The organism is Ruegeria sp. HKCCA0370 (assembly GCF_013033705.1).
In the GTDB taxonomy this organism is placed as follows: domain Bacteria; phylum Pseudomonadota; class Alphaproteobacteria; order Rhodobacterales; family Rhodobacteraceae; genus Ruegeria.
The window spans coordinates 1-26,179 of sequence record NZ_WQEP01000010.1 but is presented as its reverse complement, the minus strand read 5'-3'; the positions used below and the strand labels follow the sequence as shown (position 1 = coordinate 26,179).

Genomic DNA, 26,179 nt, shown 5'->3' with positions numbered 1-26,179 from the left:
CCCATGACCGATCTTCACCCCGTGCGCCGCGCGTTGCTTTCCGTATCCGACAAAACCGGGCTGATCGAGCTGGGCAAGGCGCTGGCCGAGCGCGGGGTCGAACTGCTGTCGACCGGCGGCACGGCCAAGGCGCTGCGCGATGCAGGGCTTGTGGTGAAGGATGTCAGCGAGATCACCGGCTTCCCCGAGATGATGGATGGCCGGGTCAAGACCCTGCACCCGATGGTGCACGGCGGGCTGCTGGCCCTGCGCGACAACGACACCCATGTCGTAGCCATGAGCGAACACGGCATCGATGCAATCGATCTGCTGGTTGTGAACCTGTATCCGTTTGAAGCAACCGTGGCCAAAGGCGCAGGTTACGATGAGTGCGTCGAGAATATCGACATCGGTGGTCCGGCGATGATCCGCGCGGCGGCCAAGAACCATGCGTTCGTAAACGTGGTCGTGGACGTTGAAGACTACGAAAAACTGCTAGGCGATATGGATCAGCACGACGGCGCGACCTGTCCGAAATTCCGCCGCAAGCTGGCGCAGAAAGCCTATGCCCGTACGGCTGCCTATGACACGGCAGTGTCCAACTGGCTGGCCGATGCGCTGGAGCTTGAAGCCCCGAGGCGCCGCGCCTTTGCCGGTGAATTGAAACAGACCTTGCGCTATGGCGAGAACAGCCATCAGCAGGCTGCGTTCTACACCGACGGCACCAATCGGCCCGGTGTGGCGACCGCGATCCAGCATCAGGGCAAGGAACTGAGTTACAACAACATCAATGACACGGATGCGGCCTTTGAACTGGTGGCCGAGTTTGACCCCACCGAGGGCGCCGCCTGTGCCATCATCAAGCACGCCAACCCCTGCGGTGTGGCCAAGGGTGCAACCCTGCTTCAGGCCTACAAGGCTGCCTTCGACTGCGACCGCACCTCGGCCTTTGGCGGGATCGTGGCGTTGAATCAGCCCCTGGACGCCGAAACCGCGCAGGAGATCACCGGGATTTTCACCGAAGTCGTGATCGCTCCGGGCGCATCGGATGAGGCCAAGGCAGTCTTTGCCGCCAAGAAAAACCTGCGCCTGCTGACAACCGAAGCTCTGCCGGATGTGACCGCCGGTGGGAAAACCGTGCGTCAGGTGGCCGGCGGGTTGCTGGTGCAGGACAAGGATAACGGCTTTGTCGGCTTGGATGATCTGAAAGTCGTGACCAAGAAGGCCCCGACCGACGAACAGATGCGTGACCTTTTGTTTGCCTGGAAAGTGGCAAAGCACGTCAAGTCCAACGCCATCGTCTATGTCAAAGACGGCGCCACCGTCGGCGTTGGCGCGGGCCAGATGAGCCGTGTGGACTCGGCCCTGATCGCTGCCAAGAAAGCCGAACGCATGGCTGACGCGCTGGGCTTGGCCCAACCGCTGACCATCGGTTCGGCGGTTGCGTCGGACGCGTTTTTCCCCTTCCCTGACGGCCTGATGGAAGCGGCCGAGGCTGGCGCAACCTGTGTGATCCAACCGGGTGGGTCCATGCGGGATGACGAAGTCATCGCCGCCGCGGATGAGGCCGGCCTGGCCATGGTCTTTACCGGCATGCGCCATTTCCGTCACTGATGCGGTCACGCCTGCTTCTCTGGGCGGCGCTGGCCGCCTTTGCGATCGACCAGATCAGTAAATATCTGGTCGTTCATGTCATGCGCGTGGCCGATCAACCCGGCGGCATTGATGTTGTACCGCCGCTGCTGGTGTTCAAATACGGCGAGAACCGGGGCATCAATTTCGGCCTTTTCCAAGGAAATTCGGAGGCTGCGCGCTGGATTCTGATCGGTGTTTCCGTGGCGATCTGTGTCGGCGTGCTTGTCTGGCTCAGCCGTTCAGCCCATTCAGGTCTGATGCTGTTTTGTGGCGGCCTGCTGATCGGCGGTGCGCTGGCGAATGTGGTGGATCGGGTTCTTTACGGCTTTGTTCTGGATTTCCTGAACATGTCCTGTTGCGGTATCAACAATCCGTTTGTTTTCAACCTCGCAGATGTCTTCATATTTGCAGGAGCCATCGGGCTGGTGCTGTTTGACGGCAAAAAGGCCTCGTGACGCGCGGAATGATATGCGATAAAAGCGCCTGAAACAGGCTGGAGACACCAATGCGGATGCCGCGCGCCCTATTTGTTTTGACTGTTGCCGCTGCGGTTGCGGCGTGTTCGAATCCCGGCCTGCGGGATCTGGAGGCTCCGGGCCCGGGGCCGGATGAGTTTTCGGTGCTGCCGGTCAAGCCGCTGACCCAACCTCAGGACTATGCCTTCTTGCCTGCACCCACGCCGGGTGGCGCGAATCTGACGGATCCGAACCCAAATGCCGATGCGGTGGCTGCGCTGGGCGGAAATGCTGCTGCGCTGAACCCGAACGCGGCTGTGCCATCCTCGGATGCAGCGCTTGTCACGGCCTCCAGCCGCTATGGTGTTTCCCCCGATGCGCGGCAGGTGGTCGAGGCTGATGACGCCGCGTTCCGCAAGCGCCGGGGGCGCTGGACCGGTCTGCGTCTGTTCCCGGTCGACCGCTATGGTCAGGTTTACGAAAAACAATCGATCGATCCGTTCGCGGAAACAGAAGCCGCCCGTCGGGCCGGCATCGAAACTCCTTCTTCGCCGCCGGGTGAATAATTCTTAACTTTCCGTCATCGGGCTTGAACCCGGGCCGCGTCACCGTAGTTTGAATACCAGAAACGAAACGGAGGATGCCCTATGGTTCGGGCCCTGGCCTTGTCGGCTGCCCTGATCGCGGCCGCCCCGGTATTTGCCGAGGACGGGAAAGAAGCGGTCACCACATTCACATTGGACAACGGCATGGATGTCGTCGTGGTCGAAGACCACCGTGCCCCGGTCGTGCAGCATATGGTCTGGTACCGGGCCGGATCCGCTGATGAGCCGATCGGATCATCCGGCGTGGCGCATTTCCTGGAACACCTGCTGTTCAAAGGCACCGACACGCTGGCCCCGGGAGAGTTCTCTGCCACCGTCGCTGCCAATGGAGGTAACGACAACGCCTTCACTTCGTATGACTATACAGCCTATTTTCAGCGTGTCGCCGCCGACAGGCTAGAGCTGATGATGCGGATGGAATCCGACCGGATGCGGAACCTTCGGCTGAGCGAAGAGGACATTCTGACCGAACGGGACGTGATTCTCGAGGAACGCAACCAGCGCACCGAAAACAACCCGCGCGCCCTGTTCGGCGAACAGATGAGTGCGGCCCAGTATCTGAACCACCGCTACGGCGTGCCGATCATCGGCTGGATGCACGAGATGGAGGATCTGGACATGGAGGACGCGCTGTCGTTCTACCAGACCCATTATGCGCCCAACAACGCCATTCTGGTGGTCACAGGTGATGTCGATGCCGCTGAAGTCCGCGCGCTTGCCGATCAGTATTACGGTGTGATTCCCGCCAACCCGGACCTGCCCGAGCGGGTTCGGTCCCAAGAGCCGCCGCAAACGGCCGAACGTCGCCTGACCTTCAAGGACCCGCGCGTCGCCCAGCCTTACGTTCAGCGCAGCTATCTGGCCCCGGAACGCGATCCGGGCGAACAGGAAAAAGCGGCGGCTCTGTTTCTGCTGGCCGAGTTGCTGGGCGGCAGCACGACGTCTTACCTGAACGAAAAGTTGCAGTTTGATCAGCGAAAGGCCGTCTATGCCGGTGCGTTCTATCGCGGTGTTTCGCTGGATGACACGACCTTTGATCTGATCGTCGTTCCGGCCGAGGGTGTTTCCCTGCAAGAGGCCGAAGACGCCATGGACCAGGCCGTGGCCGACTTCATCGCCGAAGGTGTGAACGAAGACGATCTTGAGCGCATCAAGATGCAGCTGCGCGCCGCCCAGACCTATGCGCGCGACAACGTGGACGGCATCGGTAACCGATATGGCCGGGCCCTGACCAGCGGCCTGACGGTCGAAGATGTACAGGCCTGGCCCGAGATCCTTCAGGCCGTGACCGGGGATGAGATCATCGCCGCGGCCCGCGAAGTTCTGCAACCCGAGGCGTCGGTCACCGGTTGGCTGATGCGCGATGACGAGGTGACGCAATGAAACGGTTTGTTGCAACGCTGATTGCCTGCCTGGTCGCCCTGCCGGCTTTGGCCGAGATTCAGATCGAAGAAGTGACCTCGCCCGGTGGCATCAAAGCCTGGCTGGTCGAGGATCATTCCATACCGTTCACCGCGTTGGAGTTGCGGTTCCGTGGTGGTACGTCACTGGACGACCCCGACAAACGCGGCGCGGTCAACCTGATGAGCGGGCTGATCGAAGAAGGCGCGGGCGACATGGATGCGCGGACCTATGCCCGCGAGCTGGAAGCTCTGGCGGCTTCGTTCCGATACAATGCTGGCGACGATTCAGTTTCGATTTCCGCGCGTTTCCTGTCCGAAAACCGGGATGAAGTGGTCGATTTGCTGCGCACGACGATCCACGAACCGCGTTTTGATCAGGATGCGGTTGACCGGGTGCGCGCGCAGGTTCTGTCGGGCCTGCGCTCGGACCAGACTGACCCGAACGAAATCGCAGGCCTCACCTTTGCGCAGATGGCCTACGGCGATCACCCCTATGGATCCGAGGGGAAAGGCACCATCGAAAGCGTCTCGGCCCTGACCCGCGATGACGTGGTCGCGGCTTACGAAGGCGTGTTCGCCAAGGATCGTCTGTACGTGGGGGCCGTCGGCGATATCACGGCAGAGGAGCTGGGTATCCTGCTTGATACCCTGCTTGGCGACTTGCCGGACACCGGCAAGCCCATCCCGGGCAAGGCCGAGGTGAACATTCCCGGCGGCGTCAGCGTTGTCGAATTCGACACACCTCAGTCCGTGGCCTTGTTCGGTCAGGCCGGGATTGATCGGGATGACCCGGATTTCTTTGCGGCCTTTGTTCTGAACCATATTCTTGGCGGCGGCGGGTTTGAGAGCCGGCTGATGCAGGAGGTGCGCGAAAAGCGTGGCCTGACCTATGGGGTCGGGACCTATTTGGTGCCCAAGGATCTGGCTTCGGTCTATCTTGGGTCCGTGTCCTCGGCCAATGACCGTATCGCCGAAGCCATCGACGTAATTCGCGATGAATGGGCGCGCGCGGCCACCGAGGGTGTGACGCAAGAGGAACTTGACGACGCCAAGACCTATCTGACCGGCGCCTATCCGCTGCGGTTCGATGGCAATGGTCAGATTGCCTCGATCATGGTCGGAATGCAGATGGAAGGCCTGCCGATTGACTATATCGCCACCCGCAATGACAAGGTGAACGCGGTGACATTGGAAGATGTGAACCGCGTTGCTGCCGAACTGCTTGACCCGGACGGTCTGCACTTTGTCGTCGTTGGCAAGCCGGTGGGCCTGGAAACAACGAACTGAACCTTTTGGGGTAAGCTGCGGCTTACCCCTTTTTCATGCTGCGCAGCATGTCTCCCATCATCTGGCCGAACTGGCCCGAGCCGCGCTGATACAACGCCCCGTCCACTGCCAGAACCGTACCGCTGATATAGCTGGCCATGTCCGAGGCCAGAAACAGGCAGGCATTGGCCACGTCTTGCGGCGTACCCCAGCGGCCCAGCGGCACGTCCCTGCGCAGCTGCTCGCCCGCGTCGGGGGTGGGGGCCAGCCGTTTCGCGCCTTCGGTGCCCTCGATGAAGCCCGGCACCACCGAGTTCACCCGGATGCCTTCCACACCCCATTCCATCGACAGGGTACGGGTGATCTGATCGACGCCCGCCTTGGCGGCACAGACATGGGCCTGGCCCTCGTAGGGCAGATAGGATTGCGGGGCCGAGATGTTGATGATGTTGCCGCCGGGCCGTTTCAGATAGGGATAGGCGCCTTTCAGAACATGCACGGTGCCCATCAGGTCGATTTCGACAACGGTGCGGAAGGCGTTGGCCGACATCTCGGCCATCAGCGCCGGGAAGTTGCCCGCCGCCCCCGAAACCAGCACGTCGAAATCGCCGAGCGCCGCTTGGAACTGTTTCAGCCCCTCGGCGACCGCATCGGCGTCGCGCACGTCAAAGGCCGCGCCGATCGCCTCGGCCGCGCCTGCCGCCTTCAGCGCAGCGACGGTGTCATCCACCTTGTCCTGCGAGCGGCTGGCCACGGCCAGTTTCGCGCCCGAGGCCGCGAAGGCCTCGGCGATGCCCCGGTTGATGCCACTGGTGCCACCGATGACGATGACGGTTTTTCCCGAAAAATCCATGTAGGCCTCCCTTGAAGGGGAGCCCTACTCGCCGTAGGGCACCCAGATGTTTTTCACTTCGGTCGAAGCCTGAAGGAAGCGGCGGGAATGGTCCATGCCCCAATCGAATGCCGTCGCGTTATTCACCCAGGTCCGTTTCAGGTTCCCGGCCGAGACGACCTCGATCTGCGCCGACAGGTCCGTCGATGAGAACGACCACACCGCGTCCACGTTCAGGTGCGAGGCCAGCGGTTTGGCCAGTTCCTCGTGGCTGCCGGTCAGGATGTTGACCACGCCTGCGGGCACGTCCGAGGTGTCCAGCACCTGATAGAAATCGGTGGCCGCCAGCGGATAGGGCTCGGACGCCACCAGAACTGTCCGGTTGCCCATCGCGATCGCCGGCGCCATGGCCGAGACCAGACCCAGCAGCGGCGCCTCATCCGCGCAAAGCGCGCCGATCACGCCCACCGGTTCCTTCATCGCAATCGCCACGCCCCGGATCGGAACGCCATGCACCTGGCCGTCATACTTGTCGGCCCAGGCGGCGGCGGTGAACAGGCGCTGGATTGCGGCGTCGACCTCTTTCGCGCCGTCCTTGCGGCCGGTCATCGCGTCGATGCGATGCGCGAACTCGTCGGAACGGGCCGAGAGGTTCTCGCCGATATAGTACAGGATCTGCGCCCGCAGATGGCCGGTGGTCTTGGACCAGCCCTTGGCCCCCGCCGCGGCCTCGACAGCGTTGCGCACGTCCTTGCGGTTGGCGAGACCCACATGGCCCAGCAGCCCCGCCTTGCCCCAGACCGCGCGGGAATAGCCGCCATCGGGCCGTGCCTGCTTGCCGCCGACATACAACTTGGCGGTGCGGTCGATCGGGTCGACCGGGCCACCTTCGCCTACGACGGGTTCGATCTTGGCCAGCAGCTTGGCCTTGCCCTTGGGCTTGGTATAGGCGCTCAGCCCTTCCCAGCCGCCTTCGCGGCCAAAACCGCTTTCGCGCACGCCGCCAAAGCCCGCGGCCGCGTCGAACAGGTTGGTGGCATTGACCCAGACCACTCCCGCGACCAGCTTGGGCGCGATGTCCAGCGCAAGGTTGACGTTTTCGGTCCAGACCGTGGCCGCCAGCCCATAGCGGGTGTTGTTGGCCAGTTCGACGGCCTCGGCCGGGGTGCGGAAGGTCGACGAGACCAGAACCGGGCCGAATATCTCCTCCTGCATCAACGGGTCCGAGGTTTCGAGCCCGGTGATCAGCGTCGGGGGGTAGTAGCAGCCATTTGCGGGCAATTCGCAGGCAGCCTGATGCACATGACCCACCGTATTGCTGTCGACCATGGAAGTGATCGTCTGCAACTGAACCGGATCCACCACGGCACCCACGTCGATGCATTTGTCCAGCGGGTTGCCGATGCGCAGCGTGTCCATGCGGGCGCGCAGCTTGGCATAGAACCGTTCGGCGATGCCTTCCTGCACCAACAGGCGCGAGCCCGCGCAGCAGACCTGGCCCTGGTTGAACCAGATCGCATCGACCAGACCTTCGATGGCTGAATCGATGTCGGCGTCATCAAAGACGATATAGGGCGACTTGCCGCCCAGCTCGAGCGTCAGGGCCTTGCCAGACCCGGCGGTGGCCTCGCGGATGCGGCGGCCCACTACGGTCGAGCCGGTAAAGGCGATCTTGTCCACGTCCGAGGCCACGATCATCTCACCCACGGCACCGTCGCCGGTGACGATGTTGACCACGCCCTTGGGCAGGCCGGCCTGCATGCAGATATCGGCAAACAGCAGCGCCGTCAGCGAGGTGTATTCGGCGGGCTTCAGAACCACCGTGTTGCCCATGGCCAGCGCCGGGGCCACCTTCCACGCCAGCATCAGCAGCGGGAAGTTCCACGGGATGATCTGGCCGCAGACCCCCAGCGCCTGTGCGTCGAGCAGCTCGCTTTCCATCAGCTGGGCCATGCCCGCGTGATAGTAGAAATGCCGCTGCACCAGCGGAATGTCGATGTCGCGCGATTCCCGGATCGGCTTGCCGTTGTCCAGCGTCTCGAGCACCGCGAACAGGCGGGCTTGTTTCTGGATCAGCCGCGCGATGGCATAGAGGTATCGGGCGCGGGCGGGGCCGCCCAGCTTTTCCCATTTGGGCTGGGCCTTGCGGGCGGCGGCAACGGCGGCGTCCACATCGGCCTGTGTGGCTTGGGTCAGCTTGGCCAGAACCTCGCCCGTGGCCGGGTTGCGGCTTTCAAACCCTTTGCCGGGCTTGGTGAAGGCGCCGTCGATGAAATGGCCGAACTTGTCGCCCTGATCGACCAGCCATGCCAAGGCCTCGGCGGCACTTTCCGGGGCGGGTCCGTATTCCATGGTCTCGAAAATCTCTTTGACTGTCATTGTTCCTGTCCTCAGCCCATCGGGTGCCGGTAGCCGGCCGAGTATGCCCCGGTGACGAAATGTTCCAACTGCCGCTCGATATCGCCCAGCAGGGACGAAGCGCCGAACCGGAACAGGTCGGGTTGCAGCCAGCGGTCGCCCAGCTCGTCCTTGATTAGCGACAGGTAGACCAGAGCGTCCTTGGCCTTGGAAATCCCGCCCGCGGGCTTGTAGCCCACGCGATGGTCGGTGCGGTCATAATAGTCGCGGATGGCGCGGATCATCACCAGCGACACGGGCAGGGTGGCGTTGACGCTTTCCTTGCCGGTCGAGGTCTTGATGAAATCGGCCCCCGCCATCATGCAGACCAGCGAGGCACGCGCCACGTTGCGCAGGCTGCCCAGCTCACCCGTGGCCAGGATGGCCTTTACATGCGCCTCGCCGCAGGCGTCGCGGAACGCCTTCATCTCGTCATACAGCGCCTGCCAGTCGCCTTTCAGCACATGGCGGCGCGAGATCACGATATCGATCTCTTCGGCCCCGGCCTTCACGCTTTCCTCGATCTCGGCCACGCGCAGGTGAAAGGGCGACAGGCCCGCCGGAAAGCCGGTGGAGACGGCCGCGACCGGAATGCCGGTGCCTTTCAGCGCATCCACCGCTGTTTCAATCATGTCGTGATAGACACAGACCGCGCCGGTGGTGATCGGCGGCATGTCCAGCGCTTTCAGCAGGTCAGGTGACACCGGCTGCCGTGCCTTGGCGCACAGGCGGCGTACGCGGCCCTCGGTGTCATCGCCCGACAGGGTGGTCAGGTCGATCATGGTGATCGCCTTCAGCAGCCAGGCGGCCTGATGCTCTTTCTTGACCGACCGGCGCCCGGGCAGGGTCGAAGCCCGGCGTTCGATGGCCGAGGTGTTGGCCTGCACGGCGCGCACCCAGTCCAGGTCCAGATCCATGCCGGGATTCCGGGCTTCGGTCACTTGCGGCAGATGCGCGGTGCGCACGGGGCTTTCTGAGCTCTGCGTATCCATTGTCACGTCCTTTGGGAGGTTTGCGACAAAATTCGCACGGGAGACCGGGGAATGGAAGATGCAGGCGGGCAATGTTTGGATAATTTTTGACCAAATGGACAAAATGTAACCGCTTTCTTGCGAATAATTCGCATTAGCGTTGACTTACTTGCGAATGGTTCTCATATTCAGTTCGTACGAGAAGCAAAAACTGAGGTAGAAGATGATTCGCCGGAATTTTCTTGCGGTATTGGCGCTGGCCTTTTCCCTGCCGGTCACGGCCTGGGCCGATGCACCCCTCAAGGTTGTGGCCACGACGGGCATGATTGCTGACGCGGCACGTCAGGTCGGTGGTGATCAGGTAGACGTCAAAGGGCTGATGGGGCCGGGCGTCGACCCGCATGCCTATCGTCAGACCCGCAGCGATATCGTGGCGATGACGCGTGCGGATCTGATCCTGTGGCATGGTTTGTACCTCGAAGCGCAGATGGAAGATTTCTTCCATGACCTTGAACGCAAGCGGACCGTGGTTGCAGTTGCCGAAGGTATCGACACGTCGAAGCTGCGCGCGCATGACGATTACGCCGACAAATATGATCCGCATGTTTGGATGACGCCCGAATTGTGGCGGGACGTGGTGCTTGAAGTGCAGGCGGCCCTCACCGAGGTACGTCCTGAAGCGGCCGAAGTTTTTGCAGCGAATGCGCAGGCCCACCTGGCAGATATCGATCGTCTGACAGCCTATGCAGATCAAGTTCTGGCGTCCGTTCCGGACAACAACAAGGTTCTAGTAACCGCCCATGATGCTTTTGGTTACTTTGGTGAAAGTTTCGGGTTCGAGGTTCTGGGAATTCAGGGCATCTCGACCCAGTCCGAGGCGGGACTGAACCGGATAGGCGAATTGGTCGATCTGCTGGTTGACCGCAAGATCACGGCTGTTTTCGTCGAAAGCTCGGTCTCGGATCGTTCGATCCGCGCGCTGATCGAGGGCGCGGCCGCCAAGGGTCATGAGGTGCACGTGGGGGGCGAGTTGTTCTCGGACGCCATGGGTGAAGAAGGAACCTATGAAGGCACCTATCTTGGTATGCTGGACCATAACATCACGGTCATTGCCAGTGCTTTGGGTGGCGATGTGCCAGATCGTGGCATGGACGGAAAACTGTCGGCGGGGTTTTGATCGATGCTGGGCCTGATCAGCAATGAAGGCGTAACCGTCGGTGAGACGGGGTTGGCCGACAGCCCCCTTGCCCTGCGCGGTCTGACGGTTTCATACGGGCAGAAACCTGCGGTGTTTTCAGTCGACATGACCGTACAGCCCGGGGCGATGACCGCGATCATCGGGCCGAACGGAGCCGGGAAATCCACATTGCTCAAGGCGGCGCTTGGCATCGTTTCCCCTCTGTCAGGTCAAGTGACCGTGTTTGGCCAGCCATTGGACACGCAGCGCGCGCGCATTGCCTATGTTCCTCAGCGTGCCAGCGTGGATTGGGATTTTCCCACGCGCGTCATCGACGTGGTTCTGATGGGCCTGTCGCGCGAACTTGGCTTGCTGGGCCGTGTGCGTGCCCGCCACAAGGCGTGCGCGATAGATTGTTTGCACCGCGTGGGAATGCGGGATTTCGCGGATCGCCAGATCGGGCAGCTGTCCGGCGGGCAGCAACAACGTGTCTTTCTGGCGCGCGCGCTGGCGCAGGGCGCGGATCTGTATCTTCTGGACGAACCTTTTGCAGGCGTCGATGCCGCCACCGAGAAAGCCATCATCTCGGTGCTGAAATCCCTGAAAGAGGCGGGCAAGACGGTTGTCGTAGTGCATCACGACCTTGCGACCGTGACCGATTATTTCGACCATGTCTTCCTGATCAACACCCGCAAGGTGGCCGAGGGACCAGTGGCCGAGGCCTTCACGGCGGAAACGTTGCAATCAGCATATGGCGGTCGACTGGCAACCGCGCAGATCGACCAGATATCGCGCGCGCTGGGGTAACGCATGCTTTGGGATGCTCTGACCCTGCAACTTGGCTACAACGCCACGCTGGTCGCCATCGGTGCAACCTTGCTGGGTGTGTCTGCCGGTGTGACGGGGACGTTTCTGTTTCTGCGCAAGCGCGCCTTGGTCAGTGACGCAATCAGCCACGCAACCCTGCCGGGCGTCTGTCTGGCTTTCATGGTATTGGTCGCACTGGGAGGAGACGGGCGCAACCTGCTGGGCCTGTTGGCAGGATCGGCCGTCTCGGCCTGGATCGGCCTTCTCTGCATGAACTGGCTGACGCGTCACACGCGTTTGGCCGAAGATGCCGCCATCGGAGCGGTCCTGTCGGTCTTCTTCGGCTTTGGCATCGTGTTGCTGACGGTCATACAGACGATGGGCGTAGGCCGTCAGGCCGGGCTGGAAGGCTTCCTTTTGGGGTCCACTGCCGGGATGCTCTGGGCTGATGCGATGATCATTGCGGTCGGCGGCGCTGCGACGCTGCTGCTGGTCATGATCATTCGTCGCCCGATGATTCTTGTGGCCTTCGATCCTGAATATGCTGCGGCCCGCGGTTTGCCGGTGCACAGGATTGATCTGGCCATGATGGGTTTGGTCATGGCCGTGACCGTGGTTGGCCTGAAAATCGTGGGTCTGATTCTGATCGTGGCTTTGCTGATCATTCCCGCCGTGACCGCGCGGTTCTGGTCCGAACGCTCGGACCATGTGGTTCTGCTTGCGGGATTGGCCGGCGGGTTGGCGGGGTACATTGGCGCGGCCATTTCGGCCTCGGCGCCAAACCTTCCGACGGGGCCGATTATCGTTCTGGTCAGCTTTGCCTTTTTTGTCGTGTCTTTGTTTCTGGCGCCGATACGTGGCGTTTTGGCGGCGGTGCTGCGCCATTTGCGCTTTCAGCGTCGGGTGCATATTCGTCAGGGTCTCTTGGCCTTGGCGCAGGGGCAAAAGATCTATGAGCCCCTGACCCTGCGCTTGCTGCGCCGCGCTGGGCTGGTGCGCGCGGACGGCGTTGCGACCGACATCGGCAAAGCCCGCGCGGCCAAGGCGTTGCGGGACGAAAAGCGATGGGAAATCGTGCGCGCAGATCAGGCGCATGAGGCAACGGCTGCGCTTTATGACGGGTTGCGGGACATCGAAACCGTCCTGACCCGCGATCAGATCGCCGAGATAGACCGTCGCATCGGCGGGCCAATGGGGGTGCCGGTATGAGTGGTGAAGAATTTGTCCCCCTGTCTCTGACACCGTTGCTGATCGGTACATTCGCGGCCATTGCCTGCGCGTTGCCCGGCAATTTTCTGGTGTTGCGCAAACAGGCATTGATCGGAGACGCGATCAGCCATGTGGTGTTGCCGGGAATCGTCGTGGCGTTTCTGATCACAGGGGCGATATCGACCTGGCCGATGATGCTGGGCGCGGCGGGCGCTGCCGTTGTGGCCGTGGTGCTGATCGAAGCCATTCGCCGATTGGGTCAGATCGAACCCGGGGCCGCCATGGGCGTGGTCTTTACCACCATGTTTGCCGCGGGCGTCCTGCTGCTTGAGCAGACGGATACGTCGACGGTGCATCTGGATGTGGAACATGCGCTTTACGGCAATCTCGAAAGCCTGATCTGGCTGGACGCCACCGGATGGTCGTCCTTGCTGGACACAGAGGCGCTGTCCGGGTTGCCTCCGGAATTACCCCGCATAGCGCTGACACTGGCCGGTGTATCTTTGTTCACCTGGCTTTTCTGGCGGCCGCTGAAGATCTCTACCTTCGACGAAGGCTTTGCCCGGACCATTGGCATTCGCACCGGCGTTCTGGGCTTGGCACTGGTCATCACCGCGGCAATTGCGGCGGTGGCGGCCTTTGACGCGGTGGGCTCGATCATCGTGATCGCCATGTTCATCTGCCCGCCTGCCGCGGCGCGGATGTTGACCAACCGGCTGGAAGCGCAGATTGCCTGGAGCGTTGTGTTCGCCATCGCCTCGGCGGTTTCGGGCTATGTGCTGGCAGGTTATGGCCCTCTGTGGCTGGGCGGCGCGGATGCCGTCAGCGCGGCGGGTATGATCGCCACGATGTCAGGCCTGATTCTTGCGGCGGCAGCGATGTTCGGACCCTGCCGGGGCAGGATCGGCGCGCGCATATCTGCCTGATCAGGCATTTTCCCGCCACACATGCCCACACGTCATCGGCCAATCTCTGCCAAGAAACTGAGCCTGAGAATCTTAAGCAGATTTTCCGACAGGTGCGTGATACATGCGGTCTCATAAATTAGCTGAAACACACCACTCACTTGGCACGTCCGGGTGATCCTGAATGAGTTCTTGTTCGCGGATACCCGGGCGCCCCCTCTCCTTTAGAATGTGCGGTTCAAACCGGTGGCAGAATCGTGCGCGACTATGCTAGGTGTAGGGGTATGGCGCAGGCAAACCCCAATATCGGCGAAGAACGCCCCGTAATTAGGCAGCTCGACGATGCCGCAATCAACCGCATCGCGGCTGGTGAGGTGGTGGAACGACCGGCCTCGGCGGTCAAGGAACTGGTCGAGAATGCAATCGATGCCGGGGCCACGCGGATCGCCATCGATATCGCGGATGGCGGCAAGACCCTGATCCGGGTCACGGATGATGGCTGCGGTATCGCGGCGGAAGATCTGCCGCTGGCGCTGTCCCGCCATGCCACGTCAAAGATTGACGGTTCTGACCTGCTGAACATCCACACTTTCGGCTTTCGGGGCGAGGCGCTGCCATCCTTGGGTGCTGTTGGGCGTCTGACCATAACCAGCCGTGTTCCCGGCGCGGATGCGGCGCAGGTGCACGTCGCGGGTGGCAAGATGGATACGGTCAAACCCGCCGCCCTGCGCGCGGGGACTGTGGTCGAGCTGCGCGATCTGTTCTACGCCACACCGGCCCGCCTGAAATTCATGCGCACGGATCGGGCCGAGGGGCAGGCGATCACCGATATTGTGAAACGGCTGGCCATGGCCGAACCTTCCGTGACATTCGCCCTGCGGGATGTATCCGGCGGCGGCGAGGGTCGCGTGACCTTCCGTGCGGATCGCGAGAACGGAGATCTGTTTGATGCGCTCCACGCCCGACTGGCCCGCGTGATCGGGCGCGAATTCGCAGAAAACGCTTTGCAGATTGATGCCTCGCGTGATGGCATCCGGCTTTACGGCTATGGCGCCCTGCCGACCTACTCGCGGGGGGCCGCCGTGGCACAGTATCTTTTCGTCAATGGACGCCCCGTGCGCGACAAGATGCTGACCGGCGCGCTGCGGGCGGCCTATTTCGATTTCCTGAGCCGCGACCGCCACCCGGCTGCGGCGTTGTTCATCGACTGCGACCCCACGCTGGTTGACGTGAACGTCCACCCCGCGAAATCCGAGGTTCGGTTCCGGGATCCCGGTGTCGCGCGGGGGCTGATCGTGTCCAGTCTGCGCCATGCTTTGGCGGAAGCCGGGCACAGGGCATCCTCGACCGTGGCGAATGCGACGCTGGGCGCGATGCGGCCGGAACCCGCACCGTCTGCTCCGGCACGGGTTTACCAGATGGATCGCCCGTCGCCTGCCGCGCGCACGGCGGCGTATCGCGCGCAGGCTCCGGGTTTTGCCGAGCTGGCCAACGACTACAGCGGCAGCATTGTCGAGCCGACCCCGGTTGCGCAGGTCGCCGAGGTGCAGGAGCAGCCTCAGGCGCAGGATCTGCCGCTTGGTGCAGCCCGCGGACAGGTGCACGAGAATTACATCATTTCCCAGACCGCCGATGGCATGGTGATCGTAGATCAACATGCTGCACATGAACGGCTGGTTTATGAAAAGCTGAAAACGCAGATGGCCGAGAATGGCGTCGCGGCGCAGGCCCTGCTGATTCCGGAAATCGTGGAATTGTCCGACGGGGATTGCGCCCGCCTGATGGCCGTCGCAGATGACTTGACGCGCCTTGGCCTGACCATCGAGCCCTTCGGCGGAAGCGCCATTGCCGTACGCGAAACCCCCGCCATTCTGGGCGAAGTCGATGCGCGCGCGATGATCCTCGACATCCTGGATGAACTCGCCGATCAAGGGGAAAGCCAGATGGTGCAGGCAAGGATCGAGGCGATCCTCAGCCGGGTGGCCTGCCATGGGTCGATCCGATCCGGTCGTCGGATGCGCGCCGAAGAGATGAATGCCCTGCTGCGTGAAATGGAGGCGACGCCGCATTCCGGCCAGTGCAACCATGGGCGGCCCACCTATGTGGAACTGAAACTCAGCGACATCGAACGCCTGTTCGGGCGCAGTTGATCCTGCGGCCCGGCGGGGCTATGAAGAATAAAACAAGAACACGCGAGTTATGATGATCGAGATTGCAGGCACCCAATATGCATTGAATGACCCTGTCATACTGGTCGGGGGTGGCGTGGTGGCGTTGATTCTGCTGCTGCTGTTTCTGTCGTTGCGGGCGGCCAACCGCTCGGCCCGGATGGCGGAACCTCTGGCGCGGCAGATGGCGCATCTGGGTCAGCATGTTCAGCAACTGGGCCAGGGGCAGGAACAGTTGCGCGGCGGTCTTCAGCATGTCTCGGACACTCAGGCCAACGCGCAGATGCAGGTGATTCAGACAGTCGAGGCGCGTTTGGCTTCGGTCCAGCAACAGATGAATGACCGGCTGGCGGATAATGCGATGAAATCGGCGCGCGCGCTGGCCGAGATGCAGGAACGGATGAAAGAAACGTTGCATGGCTCGTCGAAACAGACGGCGACCTCGCTGACCCAACTGCAGGAACGCCTGGCCGCCATCGACAAGGCGCAGGACAATATCACCAAACTGTCAGGCGATGTGCTGTCTTTGCAGGATATCCTGTCAAACAAGCAAAGGCGCGGGATGTTCGGTGAAATCCAGCTGAACGATATCGTGTCCAAGGCGCTGCCCGCTGACAGTTATTCGTTGCAGGCCACGTTGTCGAACGGCAGGCGGGCGGATTGCCTGATTCACTTGCCGAACCCGCCGGGACCGATCGTGATCGACGCAAAGTTCCCGTTGGAGGATTTCGAGGCGCTGGCCGCTGCGCAGACGAAGGCGGATGTCGAGAGATGCCTGCGGGCCTTCGGCGCTGCGGTGAAAGTGCATATCAAGGCGATTTCCGAAAAGTACATCCTGGACGGGGAAACTGCGGACGGCGCCTTGATGTTCGTACCTTCCGAGGCGATTTACGCCGAGCTGCACGCGCGTCTGCCCGACGTCGTGCGTGAAGGGTTCGCCGCGCGGGTCTGGATCGTGTCCCCGACGACGTGCATGGCCACGTTGAATACCATGCGGGCTATCCTGAAAGACGCGCGTATGCGCGAACAGGCCGGAGCGATCCGCAAAGAGTTGGGGTTGCTGCACAAGGATGTGGACCGCCTGGGTGATCGCGTCTCGAACCTGGATCGTCATTTCGGGCAGGCGGCCAAGGATATCTCGGAAATCAAGATCAGCGCCGAAAAGGCTGGCCGACGTGCGCAGCGTTTGGACAATTTCGACTTTGAAGAAATCGAGACCAAGGCCGAAAACGGCGTTGTACCCCTTGCTCGACACGAAGGTTGAAATCTACTGGATGGACAGATCCAAGTTGTACCCCACGGTTTTTCCGGTATCCCTGTCATTGCCCATCAGATAGACGCGGATCGTATAGTCTCCATCGTCGGGCAAGGTGATCCGGGCCGTATTGCCGTCAATCGACCCGTTATAGATCGCCACACCGTCGCTGCCCGGCGGCAGAATGTTGAAATAGATTACACCATTACCATTGGTGTCGCTGACCTGAAGATCGGCAAACATCTCCTGTCGGGCTTTGGCGCCCAGCGAATAGTCGAAGTACTCATCTCCTGAGATGGTTCCGCTGACCATGGTGCCAAAATTGCCGGACTGAAACTGAACCTCGGCCGACATTTGGGCTGATGCGACGGGCGCGATTGCAACGAGAAGGACGCACACAGCAAGTCTTGCGAACATGATCATTCCTGTCAAAACACGCCGTACGCGGCGCTCGCGGGCAAATTCAGATGCGCAGGAAGGGTTGGAACAGGCGTGGCATCAACTTGGTGAATTTCAACGGTGCATCCGTAACCGCCAGACAAATACAATCTTCCGAAATGTCCGCCACAGGCGTGTGTTCCAAATCCTCGTCCGCGATCTCGACGTCGCCACGGGCGAAGCGATCCACTTCGTCCGAGAATGCGCCCTGAAGCACCATCGTCAATTCTATACCGTTGTGGCTGTGATCTGGTACAGCCGTTCCGGCTGGAATGAACAGCAACCGGGCCGAGGCCTCGCTTGTGGTTGGAAGAATGGCCTGTTTCACACCCATGCCGATCGGTTTCCATCGGATATCTGAAACCGTACCGCCGACATAATCCTGCAACGGGGCCGGCAATACCGAGCAGTTCGGACGCGCCGGTTTGGACGCTGGCGCACCTTTGGAGATCAACGCCATAGTCGCGGCCAGAGATTTGTCAGTCATGGCGATGGATTCAGTCTGTTCCTCCAGAACATGCCCACCCACGGCGTCGTAACTTTCCGCCCGCGCACGGCAATGGTCGCACAGCGACAGATGCGTCGCGACCATCAGGTCGAATGCCTCGGGCAGACTGCCTGCGGCATATGCCATCAGCAGGTCATCTGTCAGGTGATGTTTGATCGATTTACTCATCGTACTCATCTCAGTTCATTGCATGGCGCAAGCGGTCCAGCGCCAGCCTGATTCGTGATTTGATCGTTCCCAGGGGCAACCCGGTCTGAGACGCAATTTCCCGATGACTCAGATCACCGAAATACGCCTTTTCGATCAGCTCTCTCTGCGCGTCTGGCAACGCTGTCAAAGCGGTGCGAAGCTGCGCGGTTTCTTGTTGCAGCGCGATGACATCGTCCTGCTCAGGCTCGGCCTCGGGACCCCACCACAATTCTTCGGGTTCGGGGCGGCGTTGCTTTCGCAGAACGTCAATGCGCTTGTTCCGAGCAATCGTGAATACCCAAGTAGCCACTGTTGCCCGCGTCGGGTCGAACAGATGGGCTTTGTGCCACAAGGTCGCCATCACCTCCTGCGCACACTCCTCGGCCATTGTGGCGTCTGATCCTGACTTCATCAGGAACGCCTTGATTCGTGGCGCGAAGTGCTGGAACAGCTCGGCAAATGCCGCCTGATCCTGCGCGTCGCGGATGCGCCTGACGTGATCCACCCATTCGGTTCTGGTCTCGCGCCTGCCGTTTCTTCCGTTCACCCGTCTACCCTTGATGCGTTTCTTTTCGCGCCGAGGCTGAAGGGCGGCCGGTTCAGCCGCAGGTTCGTCCAAGGTCACGGTATCGATCTCGGTAAACATAACCTCATTACGGCGCGTTCCCCAAGCCGGATCACTTTATCGGGACATTATGATCCAAATTGTGCAAATTGCCGTATCAGAATTACCAGCATCTGAAGGAAATCAGTGTAGTTCAAGGCATTTACGGGAAGGCCAGAAAGCGGCGGATGACGCAGGAAATAGACCATATCGCGGGTCATACCTATCACGGGCGCAAGGGTGCGATTGAAAACGCATTCCGATACTCGGTCGATTACATCCTGCTGGATCCCGAAGCAGAGCTGGACACCCCTTTGCTGTTTTCGGTTGATCGCGCGAATGTCACGAACTGGCGCACCAGCGATCATGGGGGAGAGCCGGGTCATGGGGAAGGGGCCCAGTGGCTCCGCGTTCGATTTGATGAAATGTCGGTGCAACAACCGGCGCGTTTTAAGTTGCTGACGCAACCGCGCGTTTTGGGTCACGTTTTCAATCCCGTCAGTTTTTGGTTCTGTTTTGACGACAGCGATCACCTTTATGCCGTGGTGGCCGAGGTCACCAATACCTATGGCACCCGTCACAGTTACCTGTGTCACAAACCCGATTTCTCGGTCATCGAACCGACTGACAGGGTGGTGGCGGACAAGCTGATGCATGTCTCACCGTTTCAGAAAATCGAAGGCATCTATACGTTCCGCTTCGACTATCGCGCGGATCGCGTCGGTGTCTGGATTGATTACGGCCGCGCTGACGGTGGGCTGATCGCGACGCTGACCGGCCCGCGGCAACCCCTGACCAACCGCGTGATTCTGTGGTCCTTGCTGCGGCGGCCATTCGGCGCCCGGCGAACCTTTGCACTGATCGTCTGGCAGGCTTTCAGGCTGTGGCTGAAAAAAGCCACCTTTCGCCCGTTTCGCAGGCAACCGGTACCGGACCAGCCGATTTCGCGTGCGCGGAACTAGGGCCGTTGTTTGCGTAAGATCAAAGACTCGGCCCTTGTTCGGTGATTGTGATGGCACGACAACCGCGAACACGAGGAACTGATGCATGTTGGAAATATCGGCAAGAAAGGTCGCTCAGATTGCCATGATGGGGCGCGAGCTGAACCGGGCAGAAGGTGAAATGCGCGCCTTCATCGAACGTATGAGCGAAGACGAGCAAGCCGAACTGGTTGCCATCATGTGGATCGGCCGCGAAAGCTTTTTCCCCGAGGATCTGGCCGAAGCGATCGCCACTGCCAAGGCCGAGGCCTCGACCCCCTGCGCCGACTACCTGATCGGCACTCCGCACATGTCAGACCACCTTGAGAACGGTCTGGACGCGCTGGGGATATCAGCCGAGGACGTCGAAAACGATCTGATGTGACTTGCCTGCAAAGGGGCGGTTTCTGCGACGGATCGATATTCGCGTTATCTTGATCCGCCACTGAAAGGGCATGTCGCGGGCCTGGATCGAAGACTGTAATCAACGCGCCGGTCCAGCCCGAACTTTCCCTCCAATACAGTCTTAACAAACCTTAATGAACCGGTTTGGCAACGTTAAGGCAGCCTTCCCAAATCTGATGTCAGGAAGACAAAGACATTGAGTTCAGGAGGAGAAAGACATGTCACATACACAAACATTCGAAGGCCGGGATGGCCTGCTTGACGGTCTGTTTTCAAACTATGCAGAAGCAAAGGTCGAGCATTTCCGCCGCCGGATTTTTTCGAAAACCGTGCGGGATCTGGAAAAGCTTGATGACGTACAACTGGCCGACATCGGCATCCAGCGGGATCAGATCAAAAGGCGCGCATATGAAAGTGTTTATCACAACAAGCCATACCGGCAGTGATCAAGCATTCAGCGTGCACTGAAACCCATCCCCAAAAGCCTGTCAGTGAGGTTACCAGAATGTTCGACGTCATACCGCCCACCAATCAACCGGCTCCGGCCGCCAGTGCGCTTTTGCTGTTCGATCGTGCCATGCGGATCCGTTCGATCAGCCCTGATATTGTCCGCGCAGCCCAGCATCTGAATGCTTTGACCGATCATCAGTTGTCCGAGCTGGGCATCAACCGCAGTGATATCGAAGATACCATCCAGCGGTATATCTGAAGGCCGGGTGAGGGAAACCCGAACGAGGACAACATGCGTAAAGTACAAAAATGAAAGCCATTCCAGACAGTCTGGAATGGCTTTTTTTTGCATTCAGGCCGTGTGATCGACGATTTGCAGATGCTGGGCCAGCTTGTCGATTTCACCCATCCATCCCTGCACCAGCTTGGGATCGCTGGGGGCCGCGTGAACACCGGCCGGGACGGCGCGGTTCAGTACGGCCTCGACCGCAAGTGAGACCGGAATCGACACCAGACGCGCCATTGCCGTGCCGCGCTCGTCGCCCCAGGCGTCCATGACATAGGTCTTGTGCCAGACTTCGATGCCGTCTTTCTCGGCCTTCAATCCCACGCACAACACAACACGATCAGGCTCGCCTTCGTCATAGGCGTTTTCCTCCCAGAACTGGTCCGACATCTCTTTCAGACGCGCATCCCCTTCCGGGCCGGACAGGGTTTCGATCTCGGTGAACACATCCGACCACGCGTCGGCCCAGCCGTTCAGACGCAAGGTGCCGCGGACGAATTCCTTGACCGGCCAGTGGTCCTCGAAATGGTACTGCGCCATGAAGGGGATCGAATCGCGGTTCGGGTAGACCTCGAAGCTTTCCGGTGTCGGCAGCGGGGCGATGTAGCTGCTGATCGCATCCCAGGGGCGGGCAACGTCCAGCGGCGCGTAATCGCGGATCGATTTCGACGGCGACCGCAGCGCTTTCAACACGCCCAGCGGCGACCAGCTGAATTTATAGCGGAACGGGTTGGGGTTCTTGGGAATGCCGCCGCAATAGGAAATGAAGCTCAGGTGGTTTTCCGGGTCGAACGCATCGGAGCCGCGGTAGTCGTCGATCAGGGCATGTGCCATCAGGTGATCGATGCCCGGGTCCAGCCCGACCTCGTTGACCAGTGCGACACCGGCCTCGCGCGCCTTGTCATCCAGCGCGCGCATCTCGGGCGCGATATACGAGGACGAGACGAAATTGGCCCCTTTGGAAATCGCCAGGTCCGCAAGCGGCACATGCCAGTCGCCCGGCAGCATCGAGACGATTACATCGCCCTTCTCCAGTACGGCGCCAAGCGCGTCGATGTCGAAGGCGCGGATGTCGTCGGTCAGGTCTCCGACCTCGGCCCTGGCCTTGTCGACGGTCCGGTTCCACACGGTGACCTTGTGGCCGCCTTCGATCAGGCGACGCAGGCCGGGAATGGCCGAGAGGCCGGTGCCACACCAATGAATGGTCATCGTTCAGAGTCCTTCAATATGCGTTTTGTAAGTTGCTTCTGCCCGCCCCCAGACACCGCTGTCCAGATCGGTCAGAGTCAGCAAGGACGGCAGCAGTTGCGCGGCATAGTCTTCCGAGCTTTCGACCGGCAGCATCGACGGCAGGTTGTCGATCGCCATCACGTCCATCACGGGGTCGGTGGCCACGCGCAGGGCGGGTTCTTGCCACGTGGTGGCGCGGTCATAGACGGGCACCGGGTTGTAGTCGCTGTCCGGGTCGCAGGCCACGTCACCGATGGCGGTCAGCTTGCGCGGGGCGGTCAGCGCCTCGCGCGGGACGAAGACAGGCGTTCCGGGGCGCGCGAAGATGCAGTTCAGGAACAGATCATGGTCGAGGATTTCCGGGAAAGGCCCACCGCTGGCAGTTTCGGCCATGTCCCACTTGGTGACCGCGACGCCCATCGCCTCACACAGGTCTCCGGCGCCGGTGCCTACACGGCCCAAAGCTCCGATGACGATGGCGCGGGGCCGGGGCGCGCCGGTGGCGTCCAATTCTGCCAGAAGTTCGGCGTTCAGCGCGTCCTTGCCGGGATAGACGCCGACGGGGCCGCAGAGCTCGCCCCGTTGCTGCGCCGCCCAGGTCTTGAGCGTCACCGCCGCGCCCGCGTAGCCTGCCCAATAGCCGAATGCGGCGACCCGGCGACCATCCTCATCCACGAGGTATTCCAGATCATAAAGCGTGCCGCCGCCCGCCTTGAACCGTTCCAGCAGAGCCCGGCCCGAATGCTGGCCCTTGAAGGCATGGCCGAACATGATGTGGCGGTGGGGCAGGGGTGTACCGTCTTCGGGCAGTTCCTTGAGGCCGAAGATGATCGCGTCCAGCGGGGCCTCGGGCCAGGAATTCTCGGGCGCGATCTCGCAGCCTGCTTCCTTGTAGCCGTCCAGTGGAATGGCGCGGGCATGGCTTTCCTCGACCGTCACGCGGATGCCGGCCGCGATCAGCACCGCGGCACCTTCCGGTGTCAGCCCAACCCGTTCTTCGTTCGGGCGCTGTTCTGCCCGGACCCAGAGATGTGTCATCATATTTCCTTTTGTCAGAGCATTCCGGCAGCACGCACTGCCTGAACCGAAGGGCGCGCCTCCATCGCCTCACGGAAGGCGACGATTTTGGGAAAGGCCGAAACGTCCACACCATCGCCTTCCAGCCAGCTGCACACCACATACAGATAGGCATCGGCCAGCGAGAACGCCTCGCCCAGCACAAATGGACCACGCAGGCCGTTCGACGAGATATAATCGCAGGACGCGGTCATCGTCTGCGCGACCTTGTCTTTCATGTCGTTCCAGCTGGATTTCTTGTCGGCCCAGCGGTGCCCGCGCATCTTGTGCGCGTGGTTCACATGCATGGTCGAGGCAAGGTAGAACATCACTTCGCGCATCCGGGCAGCCATCACCGGATCAGCCGGCACCAGCCCGGTCTCGGGGGCCTTGGCTGCAACGAATTCCAGCAGGGCTCCGGTTTCAGTCAGGATGCCGCCATCCATCACCAGCGCCGGAACGCGGCCTTTGGGGTTTATTTGCTTGTAAGCAGGTTTCGTCTGTTCGCCCCCGGCGAAGTCGAGCTTGACCGCTTCGTATTCCAGCCCGGCCTCTTCCAGTGCGATCGCAACAGCGACCGAGATGGTACGGGGTGCATAGTAGAGCTGCATCAGGCGTCTCCGATCTGGTTACAGGTGGGTCTGCGCGAACTGCCGATCAGGGGCTTCCAGATGCGGAACGGCATTGAAAAGAACCGGGCTCAGCTGAGCACCAATCGGATGCAGACGATGCATCGACGTGTTCATGATGGCAAGGGCCACCCGTGCCATTGACGGGATATCCAACCCCATCGCCTGCCGCACCGCCATCGAAATCAACCCGCCCGAGGTCACGACGATTGCCGGTCCGCCCTCGGTCCCGATCTCGTGCAGCGCGTCGCGCACGCGCGTCTCGAATTCTTCGAAGGTTTCCGGCGGGTTCTCGATTTCGCCATTGGCCCAGGCCGCAAATGTTCTGGGCAGGTGTTCTACGAAACCTTCGCGGTCGGTGGGGATCGCGACGCCGTGTTGGTCCTCGAACAGTTGTGCCAGCGTGAAATACTCGATCTCGTTCAGTCGCGCGTCACGAATTGGCTCGTGCAATCCCATGCTGTCCGCTGTCTCGGCGTGGCGGGTCAGGGTGCCGCAATAGACCCGGGCATAGTGGCTGCGGGTATCACGCAGATGCGCCCCCAGCCAGCGCGCCTGCTGATGCCCCAAGTCGCTGAGCCTGTCATAGCTTGCCTCGTCCCGCGCCGTTGTGTTTGCCTGCCCGTGGCGCACCAATGTGATATGTGACATGTCGGTCCCTCTTGCGCCGAAGTCTTAGGGCAGGTTCCCCTCTGGTGCCAGAGGGGTTTCACGCCTGTCGAAAAAAACCTCGCTCCTTTACTGTTTCTGGCTATGGTTTGCCCCGAACAAACCTTCGGAGGGGTTCATGACCGTCGATCACACGCGTTTTCTGACCGACCTGCATAAGTTGCGTGAATTCGGTGCCTCGGGAGTGGGCAAAGGGGTTGTCCGCCCTGCCTATTCCGACGCGGATATCGCTGCGCGCCAGTGGCTTGCCGGACGTATGCGCGAAGCGGGCCTGACCCCACAGTTTGACCCGGTGGGAAACCTGTTCGGATTGGCGTCCGGCCCTTCGCTGCTGATGGGATCACATTCCGACAGTCAGCCCGAAGGCGGCTGGCTGGACGGCGCCCTTGGCGTCATCGCCGCGCTGGAAGTTGCACGTTCCGTCGACCGTCCCATTTCAGTTGTCAGCTTTCAGGACGAAGAGGGGCGGTTTGGCGTGACCACAGGTTCTGCTGTCTGGTCGGGCGGGTTGTCTCTGGAAAAAGCCGATGTGTTGACCGATGGGGCCAGAGTCAGCTTTGGCCAGGCCCGATCCTCCATGGCAGACTTGTCCCAGGGCTTCGTGGACCCGTCCCGTTTCGATGGCTTCATAGAGATGCATATCGAACAGGGCCCCTCTCTGGACGCGTCCGGAGATCAGATCGGAGTTGTCACGGATATCGTTGGCATCCGCGATATGTCGATCACCTTCGAAGGTCAGCAGAACCACGCCGGCACCACCCCCATGCACCTGCGCCGCGACGCATTTCAGGCCCTGTCCCTGTTCAACACCCGGCTCAATGAGAGGTTTCGCAATGTCGTCACGCCGCAGACGGTCTGGACCGTCGGGCGGGTCAACCTGCATCCAAACGCTTCGTCCATCGTGCCGGGACGGGTTCGGTTCTCGATGCAATGGCGCGATGCTGATGCAGACCGTTTGGCCCGGATGGAGGAGATCATACGGGCGACAGCACAAGAAACCGCTGAGCAACTGGGGATGAGCTTGGATTACGGCCCCATGTTGGGGCTGGATCCCGTTGCCATGGATCCGACCTTGCGCCGCGCTCTTGAACGCGGTGCGGAACAAGTCGCGCCGGGTCGGTGGCGCAGAATGCCCTCGGGGGCCTTGCACGATGCCACCAACGTGTCTCGCCTGATGCCGGTCGCGATGCTGTTCACGCCCTCAATCGACGGAATCAGCCATGATTTTGCAGAAGATACGGCAGAGGTCGATTTGATTGCGGGGCTCGAAGTTCTGATGCGTGCCGTACGGTCCCTCTCTGTCTAAACGCCACTTTGCAACGAAAAATCCCGAAGAAGGTGGTGCATCGACAGTGAAATCCTCCCCCCGGCATCCGGCCGGGCGCCGGGGATTTCATGCGATGGAAACGAGGGTTGTTGCCTAACGGAAAATAGTTTCCTATAGGAACATTCATGATGCATGCGTCTGTATACCGCCTCTTCTTCGGATTGGTGTTTCACTAGAAACCGGGTGGAATCATTGCATTCTATGCGGCTTGGGGCAGACTGACGGTTATGCATTTTGACCTTTGGATAATCGGAAGTTGACCGGATCATGACCACACCGAAGCGCACGCCTCTCCACTCTTTGCACGTCGAGCTTGGCGGCAAGATGGTTGATTTTGCGGGTTG

26 protein-coding genes are annotated in these 26,179 nt (G+C 61.0%); 16 read left to right on the top strand and 10 right to left on the bottom strand.

Annotation, left to right across the window (positions count from 1 at the left end; genetic code table 11):
* Nucleotides 1-3: 3 nt before the first annotated feature.
* From purH to GOW31_RS17920, 5 genes are all read left to right on the top strand, one after another.
* On the top strand, nt 4-1,593 hold the full coding sequence (gene purH / locus GOW31_RS17940; RefSeq protein ID WP_171117204.1) for a bifunctional phosphoribosylaminoimidazolecarboxamide formyltransferase/IMP cyclohydrolase: 1,590 nt from the start codon (nt 4-6) through the stop codon (nt 1,591-1,593).
* The gene (lspA, locus tag GOW31_RS17935; protein ID WP_171171967.1) at nt 1,593-2,069 is read left to right on the top strand and encodes a signal peptidase II; all 477 of its coding nucleotides are present in this window, start codon (nt 1,593-1,595) and stop codon (nt 2,067-2,069) included. The genes purH and lspA overlap by 1 nt, the downstream gene beginning before the upstream one ends.
* 50 nt (nt 2,070-2,119) lie before the next feature.
* Nucleotides 2,120-2,635 (top strand): DUF3035 domain-containing protein, encoded by a 516-nt coding sequence (locus GOW31_RS17930; RefSeq protein WP_152459364.1) that lies wholly within the window; start codon nt 2,120-2,122, stop codon nt 2,633-2,635.
* A gap of 81 nt (nt 2,636-2,716) precedes the next feature.
* Entirely contained in the window at nt 2,717-4,057 is a 1,341-nt protein-coding gene (locus GOW31_RS17925; RefSeq protein WP_171171965.1) for a pitrilysin family protein, read from the top strand.
* A complete protein-coding gene (locus tag GOW31_RS17920; RefSeq protein WP_171171963.1) occupies nt 4,054-5,364 on the top strand; it encodes a pitrilysin family protein in 1,311 nt (436 codons plus the stop codon). Before GOW31_RS17925 ends, GOW31_RS17920 begins: the two co-directional genes overlap by 4 nt.
* 22 nt (nt 5,365-5,386) lie before the next feature.
* On the opposite strand, the gene GOW31_RS17915 is transcribed toward GOW31_RS17920, so the two are convergent.
* The 3 genes from GOW31_RS17915 to deoC are packed head-to-tail and all read right to left on the bottom strand — an operon-like array spanning nt 5,387 to nt 9,564.
* Nucleotides 5,387-6,196, bottom strand: coding sequence for an SDR family oxidoreductase (locus GOW31_RS17915; protein WP_171117215.1), 810 nt, complete (start codon nt 6,194-6,196; stop codon nt 5,387-5,389).
* Nucleotides 6,197-6,220: 24 nt separating this feature from the next.
* The gene (locus GOW31_RS17910; protein WP_171171961.1) at nt 6,221-8,554 is read right to left on the bottom strand and encodes an aldehyde dehydrogenase family protein; all 2,334 of its coding nucleotides are present in this window, start codon (nt 8,552-8,554) and stop codon (nt 6,221-6,223) included.
* A gap of 11 nt (nt 8,555-8,565) precedes the next feature.
* Entirely contained in the window at nt 8,566-9,564 is a 999-nt protein-coding gene (gene deoC / locus GOW31_RS17905) for a deoxyribose-phosphate aldolase (protein WP_171171959.1), read from the bottom strand.
* A gap of 202 nt (nt 9,565-9,766) precedes the next feature.
* On the opposite strand from deoC, the gene GOW31_RS17900 reads away from it, so the two are divergent.
* The 6 genes from GOW31_RS17900 to GOW31_RS17875 all read left to right on the top strand — a co-directional run bounded on the left by GOW31_RS17900 (nt 9,767) and on the right by GOW31_RS17875 (nt 17,073).
* Entirely contained in the window at nt 9,767-10,720 is a 954-nt protein-coding gene (locus GOW31_RS17900) for a metal ABC transporter solute-binding protein, Zn/Mn family (RefSeq protein WP_171171957.1), read from the top strand.
* Between the two features lie 3 nt (nt 10,721-10,723).
* Nucleotides 10,724-11,527, top strand: a complete 804-nt coding sequence (locus GOW31_RS17895) for a metal ABC transporter ATP-binding protein (RefSeq protein WP_171171955.1) — start codon at nt 10,724-10,726, stop codon at nt 11,525-11,527.
* Between the two features lie 3 nt (nt 11,528-11,530).
* Nucleotides 11,531-12,736, top strand: coding sequence for a metal ABC transporter permease (locus GOW31_RS17890; protein ID WP_171171953.1), 1,206 nt, complete (start codon nt 11,531-11,533; stop codon nt 12,734-12,736).
* Nucleotides 12,733-13,662: a metal ABC transporter permease gene (locus tag GOW31_RS17885; protein WP_171171951.1), complete on the top strand. Its 930-nt coding sequence runs from the start codon at nt 12,733-12,735 to the stop codon at nt 13,660-13,662. Before GOW31_RS17890 ends, GOW31_RS17885 begins: the two co-directional genes overlap by 4 nt.
* A gap of 263 nt (nt 13,663-13,925) precedes the next feature.
* Nucleotides 13,926-15,791, top strand: a complete 1,866-nt coding sequence (gene mutL, locus GOW31_RS17880) for a DNA mismatch repair endonuclease MutL (protein WP_171171949.1) — start codon at nt 13,926-13,928, stop codon at nt 15,789-15,791.
* Nucleotides 15,792-15,843: 52 nt separating this feature from the next.
* Complete coding sequence (locus GOW31_RS17875; protein WP_171117231.1) at nt 15,844-17,073, top strand: DNA recombination protein RmuC; 1,230 nt, start codon at nt 15,844-15,846, stop codon at nt 17,071-17,073.
* A 3-nt stretch (nt 17,074-17,076) separates the two neighbouring features.
* Here GOW31_RS17875 and GOW31_RS17870 read toward each other — a convergent pair whose 3' ends face one another.
* Genes GOW31_RS17870 through GOW31_RS17860 form a run of 3 tightly spaced genes read right to left on the bottom strand, consistent with a single transcriptional unit; the run spans nt 17,077 to nt 18,845 of the window.
* A complete protein-coding gene (locus tag GOW31_RS17870) occupies nt 17,077-17,481 on the bottom strand; it encodes a hypothetical protein (protein WP_171171947.1) in 405 nt (134 codons plus the stop codon).
* Nucleotides 17,482-17,527: 46 nt separating this feature from the next.
* The gene (locus GOW31_RS17865; protein ID WP_171171944.1) at nt 17,528-18,178 is read right to left on the bottom strand and encodes a ChrR family anti-sigma-E factor; all 651 of its coding nucleotides are present in this window, start codon (nt 18,176-18,178) and stop codon (nt 17,528-17,530) included.
* A 10-nt stretch (nt 18,179-18,188) separates the two neighbouring features.
* Nucleotides 18,189-18,845: a sigma-70 family RNA polymerase sigma factor gene (locus GOW31_RS17860; RefSeq protein WP_171171942.1), complete on the bottom strand. Its 657-nt coding sequence runs from the start codon at nt 18,843-18,845 to the stop codon at nt 18,189-18,191.
* A 146-nt stretch (nt 18,846-18,991) separates the two neighbouring features.
* On the opposite strand from GOW31_RS17860, the gene GOW31_RS17855 reads away from it, so the two are divergent.
* The 4 genes from GOW31_RS17855 (at nt 18,992) to GOW31_RS17840 (ending at nt 20,897) form a co-directional block, all read left to right on the top strand.
* Complete coding sequence (locus tag GOW31_RS17855) at nt 18,992-19,765, top strand: DUF1365 domain-containing protein (protein ID WP_171171940.1); 774 nt, start codon at nt 18,992-18,994, stop codon at nt 19,763-19,765.
* Between the two features lie 85 nt (nt 19,766-19,850).
* The gene (locus tag GOW31_RS17850; protein ID WP_152459349.1) at nt 19,851-20,168 is read left to right on the top strand and encodes a DUF3775 domain-containing protein; all 318 of its coding nucleotides are present in this window, start codon (nt 19,851-19,853) and stop codon (nt 20,166-20,168) included.
* A 238-nt stretch (nt 20,169-20,406) separates the two neighbouring features.
* Nucleotides 20,407-20,634 (top strand): DUF1127 domain-containing protein, encoded by a 228-nt coding sequence (locus tag GOW31_RS17845; protein ID WP_171171938.1) that lies wholly within the window; start codon nt 20,407-20,409, stop codon nt 20,632-20,634.
* Nucleotides 20,635-20,693: 59 nt separating this feature from the next.
* A complete protein-coding gene (locus GOW31_RS17840) occupies nt 20,694-20,897 on the top strand; it encodes a DUF1127 domain-containing protein (RefSeq protein WP_171117238.1) in 204 nt (67 codons plus the stop codon).
* Between the two features lie 93 nt (nt 20,898-20,990).
* On the opposite strand, the gene GOW31_RS17835 is transcribed toward GOW31_RS17840, so the two are convergent.
* Genes GOW31_RS17835 through GOW31_RS17820 form a run of 4 tightly spaced genes read right to left on the bottom strand, consistent with a single transcriptional unit; the run spans nt 20,991 to nt 24,490 of the window.
* Nucleotides 20,991-22,133 carry a saccharopine dehydrogenase family protein gene (locus tag GOW31_RS17835; protein ID WP_171171937.1) on the bottom strand — a complete coding sequence of 381 codons (1,143 nt, stop codon included), beginning with the start codon at nt 22,131-22,133 and terminating at the stop codon, nt 20,991-20,993.
* Nucleotides 22,134-22,136: 3 nt separating this feature from the next.
* Nucleotides 22,137-23,192, bottom strand: coding sequence for a saccharopine dehydrogenase (locus tag GOW31_RS17830; RefSeq protein ID WP_171171936.1), 1,056 nt, complete (start codon nt 23,190-23,192; stop codon nt 22,137-22,139).
* 14 nt (nt 23,193-23,206) lie between these two features.
* Nucleotides 23,207-23,821, bottom strand: coding sequence for a glutathione S-transferase family protein (locus GOW31_RS17825; protein WP_171171935.1), 615 nt, complete (start codon nt 23,819-23,821; stop codon nt 23,207-23,209).
* 18 nt (nt 23,822-23,839) lie between these two features.
* Nucleotides 23,840-24,490 carry a histidine phosphatase family protein gene (locus tag GOW31_RS17820; RefSeq protein ID WP_171171934.1) on the bottom strand — a complete coding sequence of 217 codons (651 nt, stop codon included), beginning with the start codon at nt 24,488-24,490 and terminating at the stop codon, nt 23,840-23,842.
* Between the two features lie 136 nt (nt 24,491-24,626).
* Here GOW31_RS17820 and GOW31_RS17815 point away from each other — a divergent pair, with 136 nt between their 5' ends.
* The gene (locus GOW31_RS17815) at nt 24,627-25,814 is read left to right on the top strand and encodes a Zn-dependent hydrolase (RefSeq protein ID WP_171171933.1); all 1,188 of its coding nucleotides are present in this window, start codon (nt 24,627-24,629) and stop codon (nt 25,812-25,814) included.
* The last annotated feature ends 365 nt before the right edge of the window (nt 25,815-26,179 follow it).

Excerpts from the sequence above, each read along its gene's own strand:
- purH (WP_171117204.1), top strand. The coding sequence starts at position 4 with ATGACCGATCTTCACCCCGTGCGCCGCGCGTTGCTTTCCGTATCCGAC.
- lspA (WP_171171967.1), top strand. The coding sequence starts at position 1,593 with ATGCGGTCACGCCTGCTTCTCTGGGCGGCGCTGGCCGCCTTTGCGATC.
- GOW31_RS17930 (WP_152459364.1), top strand. The coding sequence starts at position 2,120 with ATGCGGATGCCGCGCGCCCTATTTGTTTTGACTGTTGCCGCTGCGGTT.
- GOW31_RS17925 (WP_171171965.1), top strand. The coding sequence starts at position 2,717 with ATGGTTCGGGCCCTGGCCTTGTCGGCTGCCCTGATCGCGGCCGCCCCG.
- GOW31_RS17920 (WP_171171963.1), top strand. The coding sequence starts at position 4,054 with ATGAAACGGTTTGTTGCAACGCTGATTGCCTGCCTGGTCGCCCTGCCG.
- GOW31_RS17915 (WP_171117215.1), bottom strand. The coding sequence starts at position 6,196 with ATGGATTTTTCGGGAAAAACCGTCATCGTCATCGGTGGCACCAGTGGC.
- GOW31_RS17910 (WP_171171961.1), bottom strand. The coding sequence starts at position 8,554 with ATGACAGTCAAAGAGATTTTCGAGACCATGGAATACGGACCCGCCCCG.
- deoC (WP_171171959.1), bottom strand. The coding sequence starts at position 9,564 with ATGGATACGCAGAGCTCAGAAAGCCCCGTGCGCACCGCGCATCTGCCG.
- GOW31_RS17900 (WP_171171957.1), top strand. The coding sequence starts at position 9,767 with ATGATTCGCCGGAATTTTCTTGCGGTATTGGCGCTGGCCTTTTCCCTG.
- GOW31_RS17895 (WP_171171955.1), top strand. The coding sequence starts at position 10,724 with ATGCTGGGCCTGATCAGCAATGAAGGCGTAACCGTCGGTGAGACGGGG.
- GOW31_RS17890 (WP_171171953.1), top strand. The coding sequence starts at position 11,531 with ATGCTTTGGGATGCTCTGACCCTGCAACTTGGCTACAACGCCACGCTG.
- GOW31_RS17885 (WP_171171951.1), top strand. The coding sequence starts at position 12,733 with ATGAGTGGTGAAGAATTTGTCCCCCTGTCTCTGACACCGTTGCTGATC.
- mutL (WP_171171949.1), top strand. The coding sequence starts at position 13,926 with ATGGCGCAGGCAAACCCCAATATCGGCGAAGAACGCCCCGTAATTAGG.
- GOW31_RS17875 (WP_171117231.1), top strand. The coding sequence starts at position 15,844 with ATGATCGAGATTGCAGGCACCCAATATGCATTGAATGACCCTGTCATA.
- GOW31_RS17870 (WP_171171947.1), bottom strand. The coding sequence starts at position 17,481 with ATGTTCGCAAGACTTGCTGTGTGCGTCCTTCTCGTTGCAATCGCGCCC.
- GOW31_RS17865 (WP_171171944.1), bottom strand. The coding sequence starts at position 18,178 with ATGAGTAAATCGATCAAACATCACCTGACAGATGACCTGCTGATGGCA.
- GOW31_RS17860 (WP_171171942.1), bottom strand. The coding sequence starts at position 18,845 with ATGTTTACCGAGATCGATACCGTGACCTTGGACGAACCTGCGGCTGAA.
- GOW31_RS17855 (WP_171171940.1), top strand. The coding sequence starts at position 18,992 with ATGACGCAGGAAATAGACCATATCGCGGGTCATACCTATCACGGGCGC.
- GOW31_RS17850 (WP_152459349.1), top strand. The coding sequence starts at position 19,851 with ATGTTGGAAATATCGGCAAGAAAGGTCGCTCAGATTGCCATGATGGGG.
- GOW31_RS17845 (WP_171171938.1), top strand. The coding sequence starts at position 20,407 with ATGTCACATACACAAACATTCGAAGGCCGGGATGGCCTGCTTGACGGT.
- GOW31_RS17840 (WP_171117238.1), top strand. The coding sequence starts at position 20,694 with ATGTTCGACGTCATACCGCCCACCAATCAACCGGCTCCGGCCGCCAGT.
- GOW31_RS17835 (WP_171171937.1), bottom strand. The coding sequence starts at position 22,133 with ATGACCATTCATTGGTGTGGCACCGGCCTCTCGGCCATTCCCGGCCTG.
- GOW31_RS17830 (WP_171171936.1), bottom strand. The coding sequence starts at position 23,192 with ATGACACATCTCTGGGTCCGGGCAGAACAGCGCCCGAACGAAGAACGG.
- GOW31_RS17825 (WP_171171935.1), bottom strand. The coding sequence starts at position 23,821 with ATGCAGCTCTACTATGCACCCCGTACCATCTCGGTCGCTGTTGCGATC.
- GOW31_RS17820 (WP_171171934.1), bottom strand. The coding sequence starts at position 24,490 with ATGTCACATATCACATTGGTGCGCCACGGGCAGGCAAACACAACGGCG.
- GOW31_RS17815 (WP_171171933.1), top strand. The coding sequence starts at position 24,627 with ATGACCGTCGATCACACGCGTTTTCTGACCGACCTGCATAAGTTGCGT.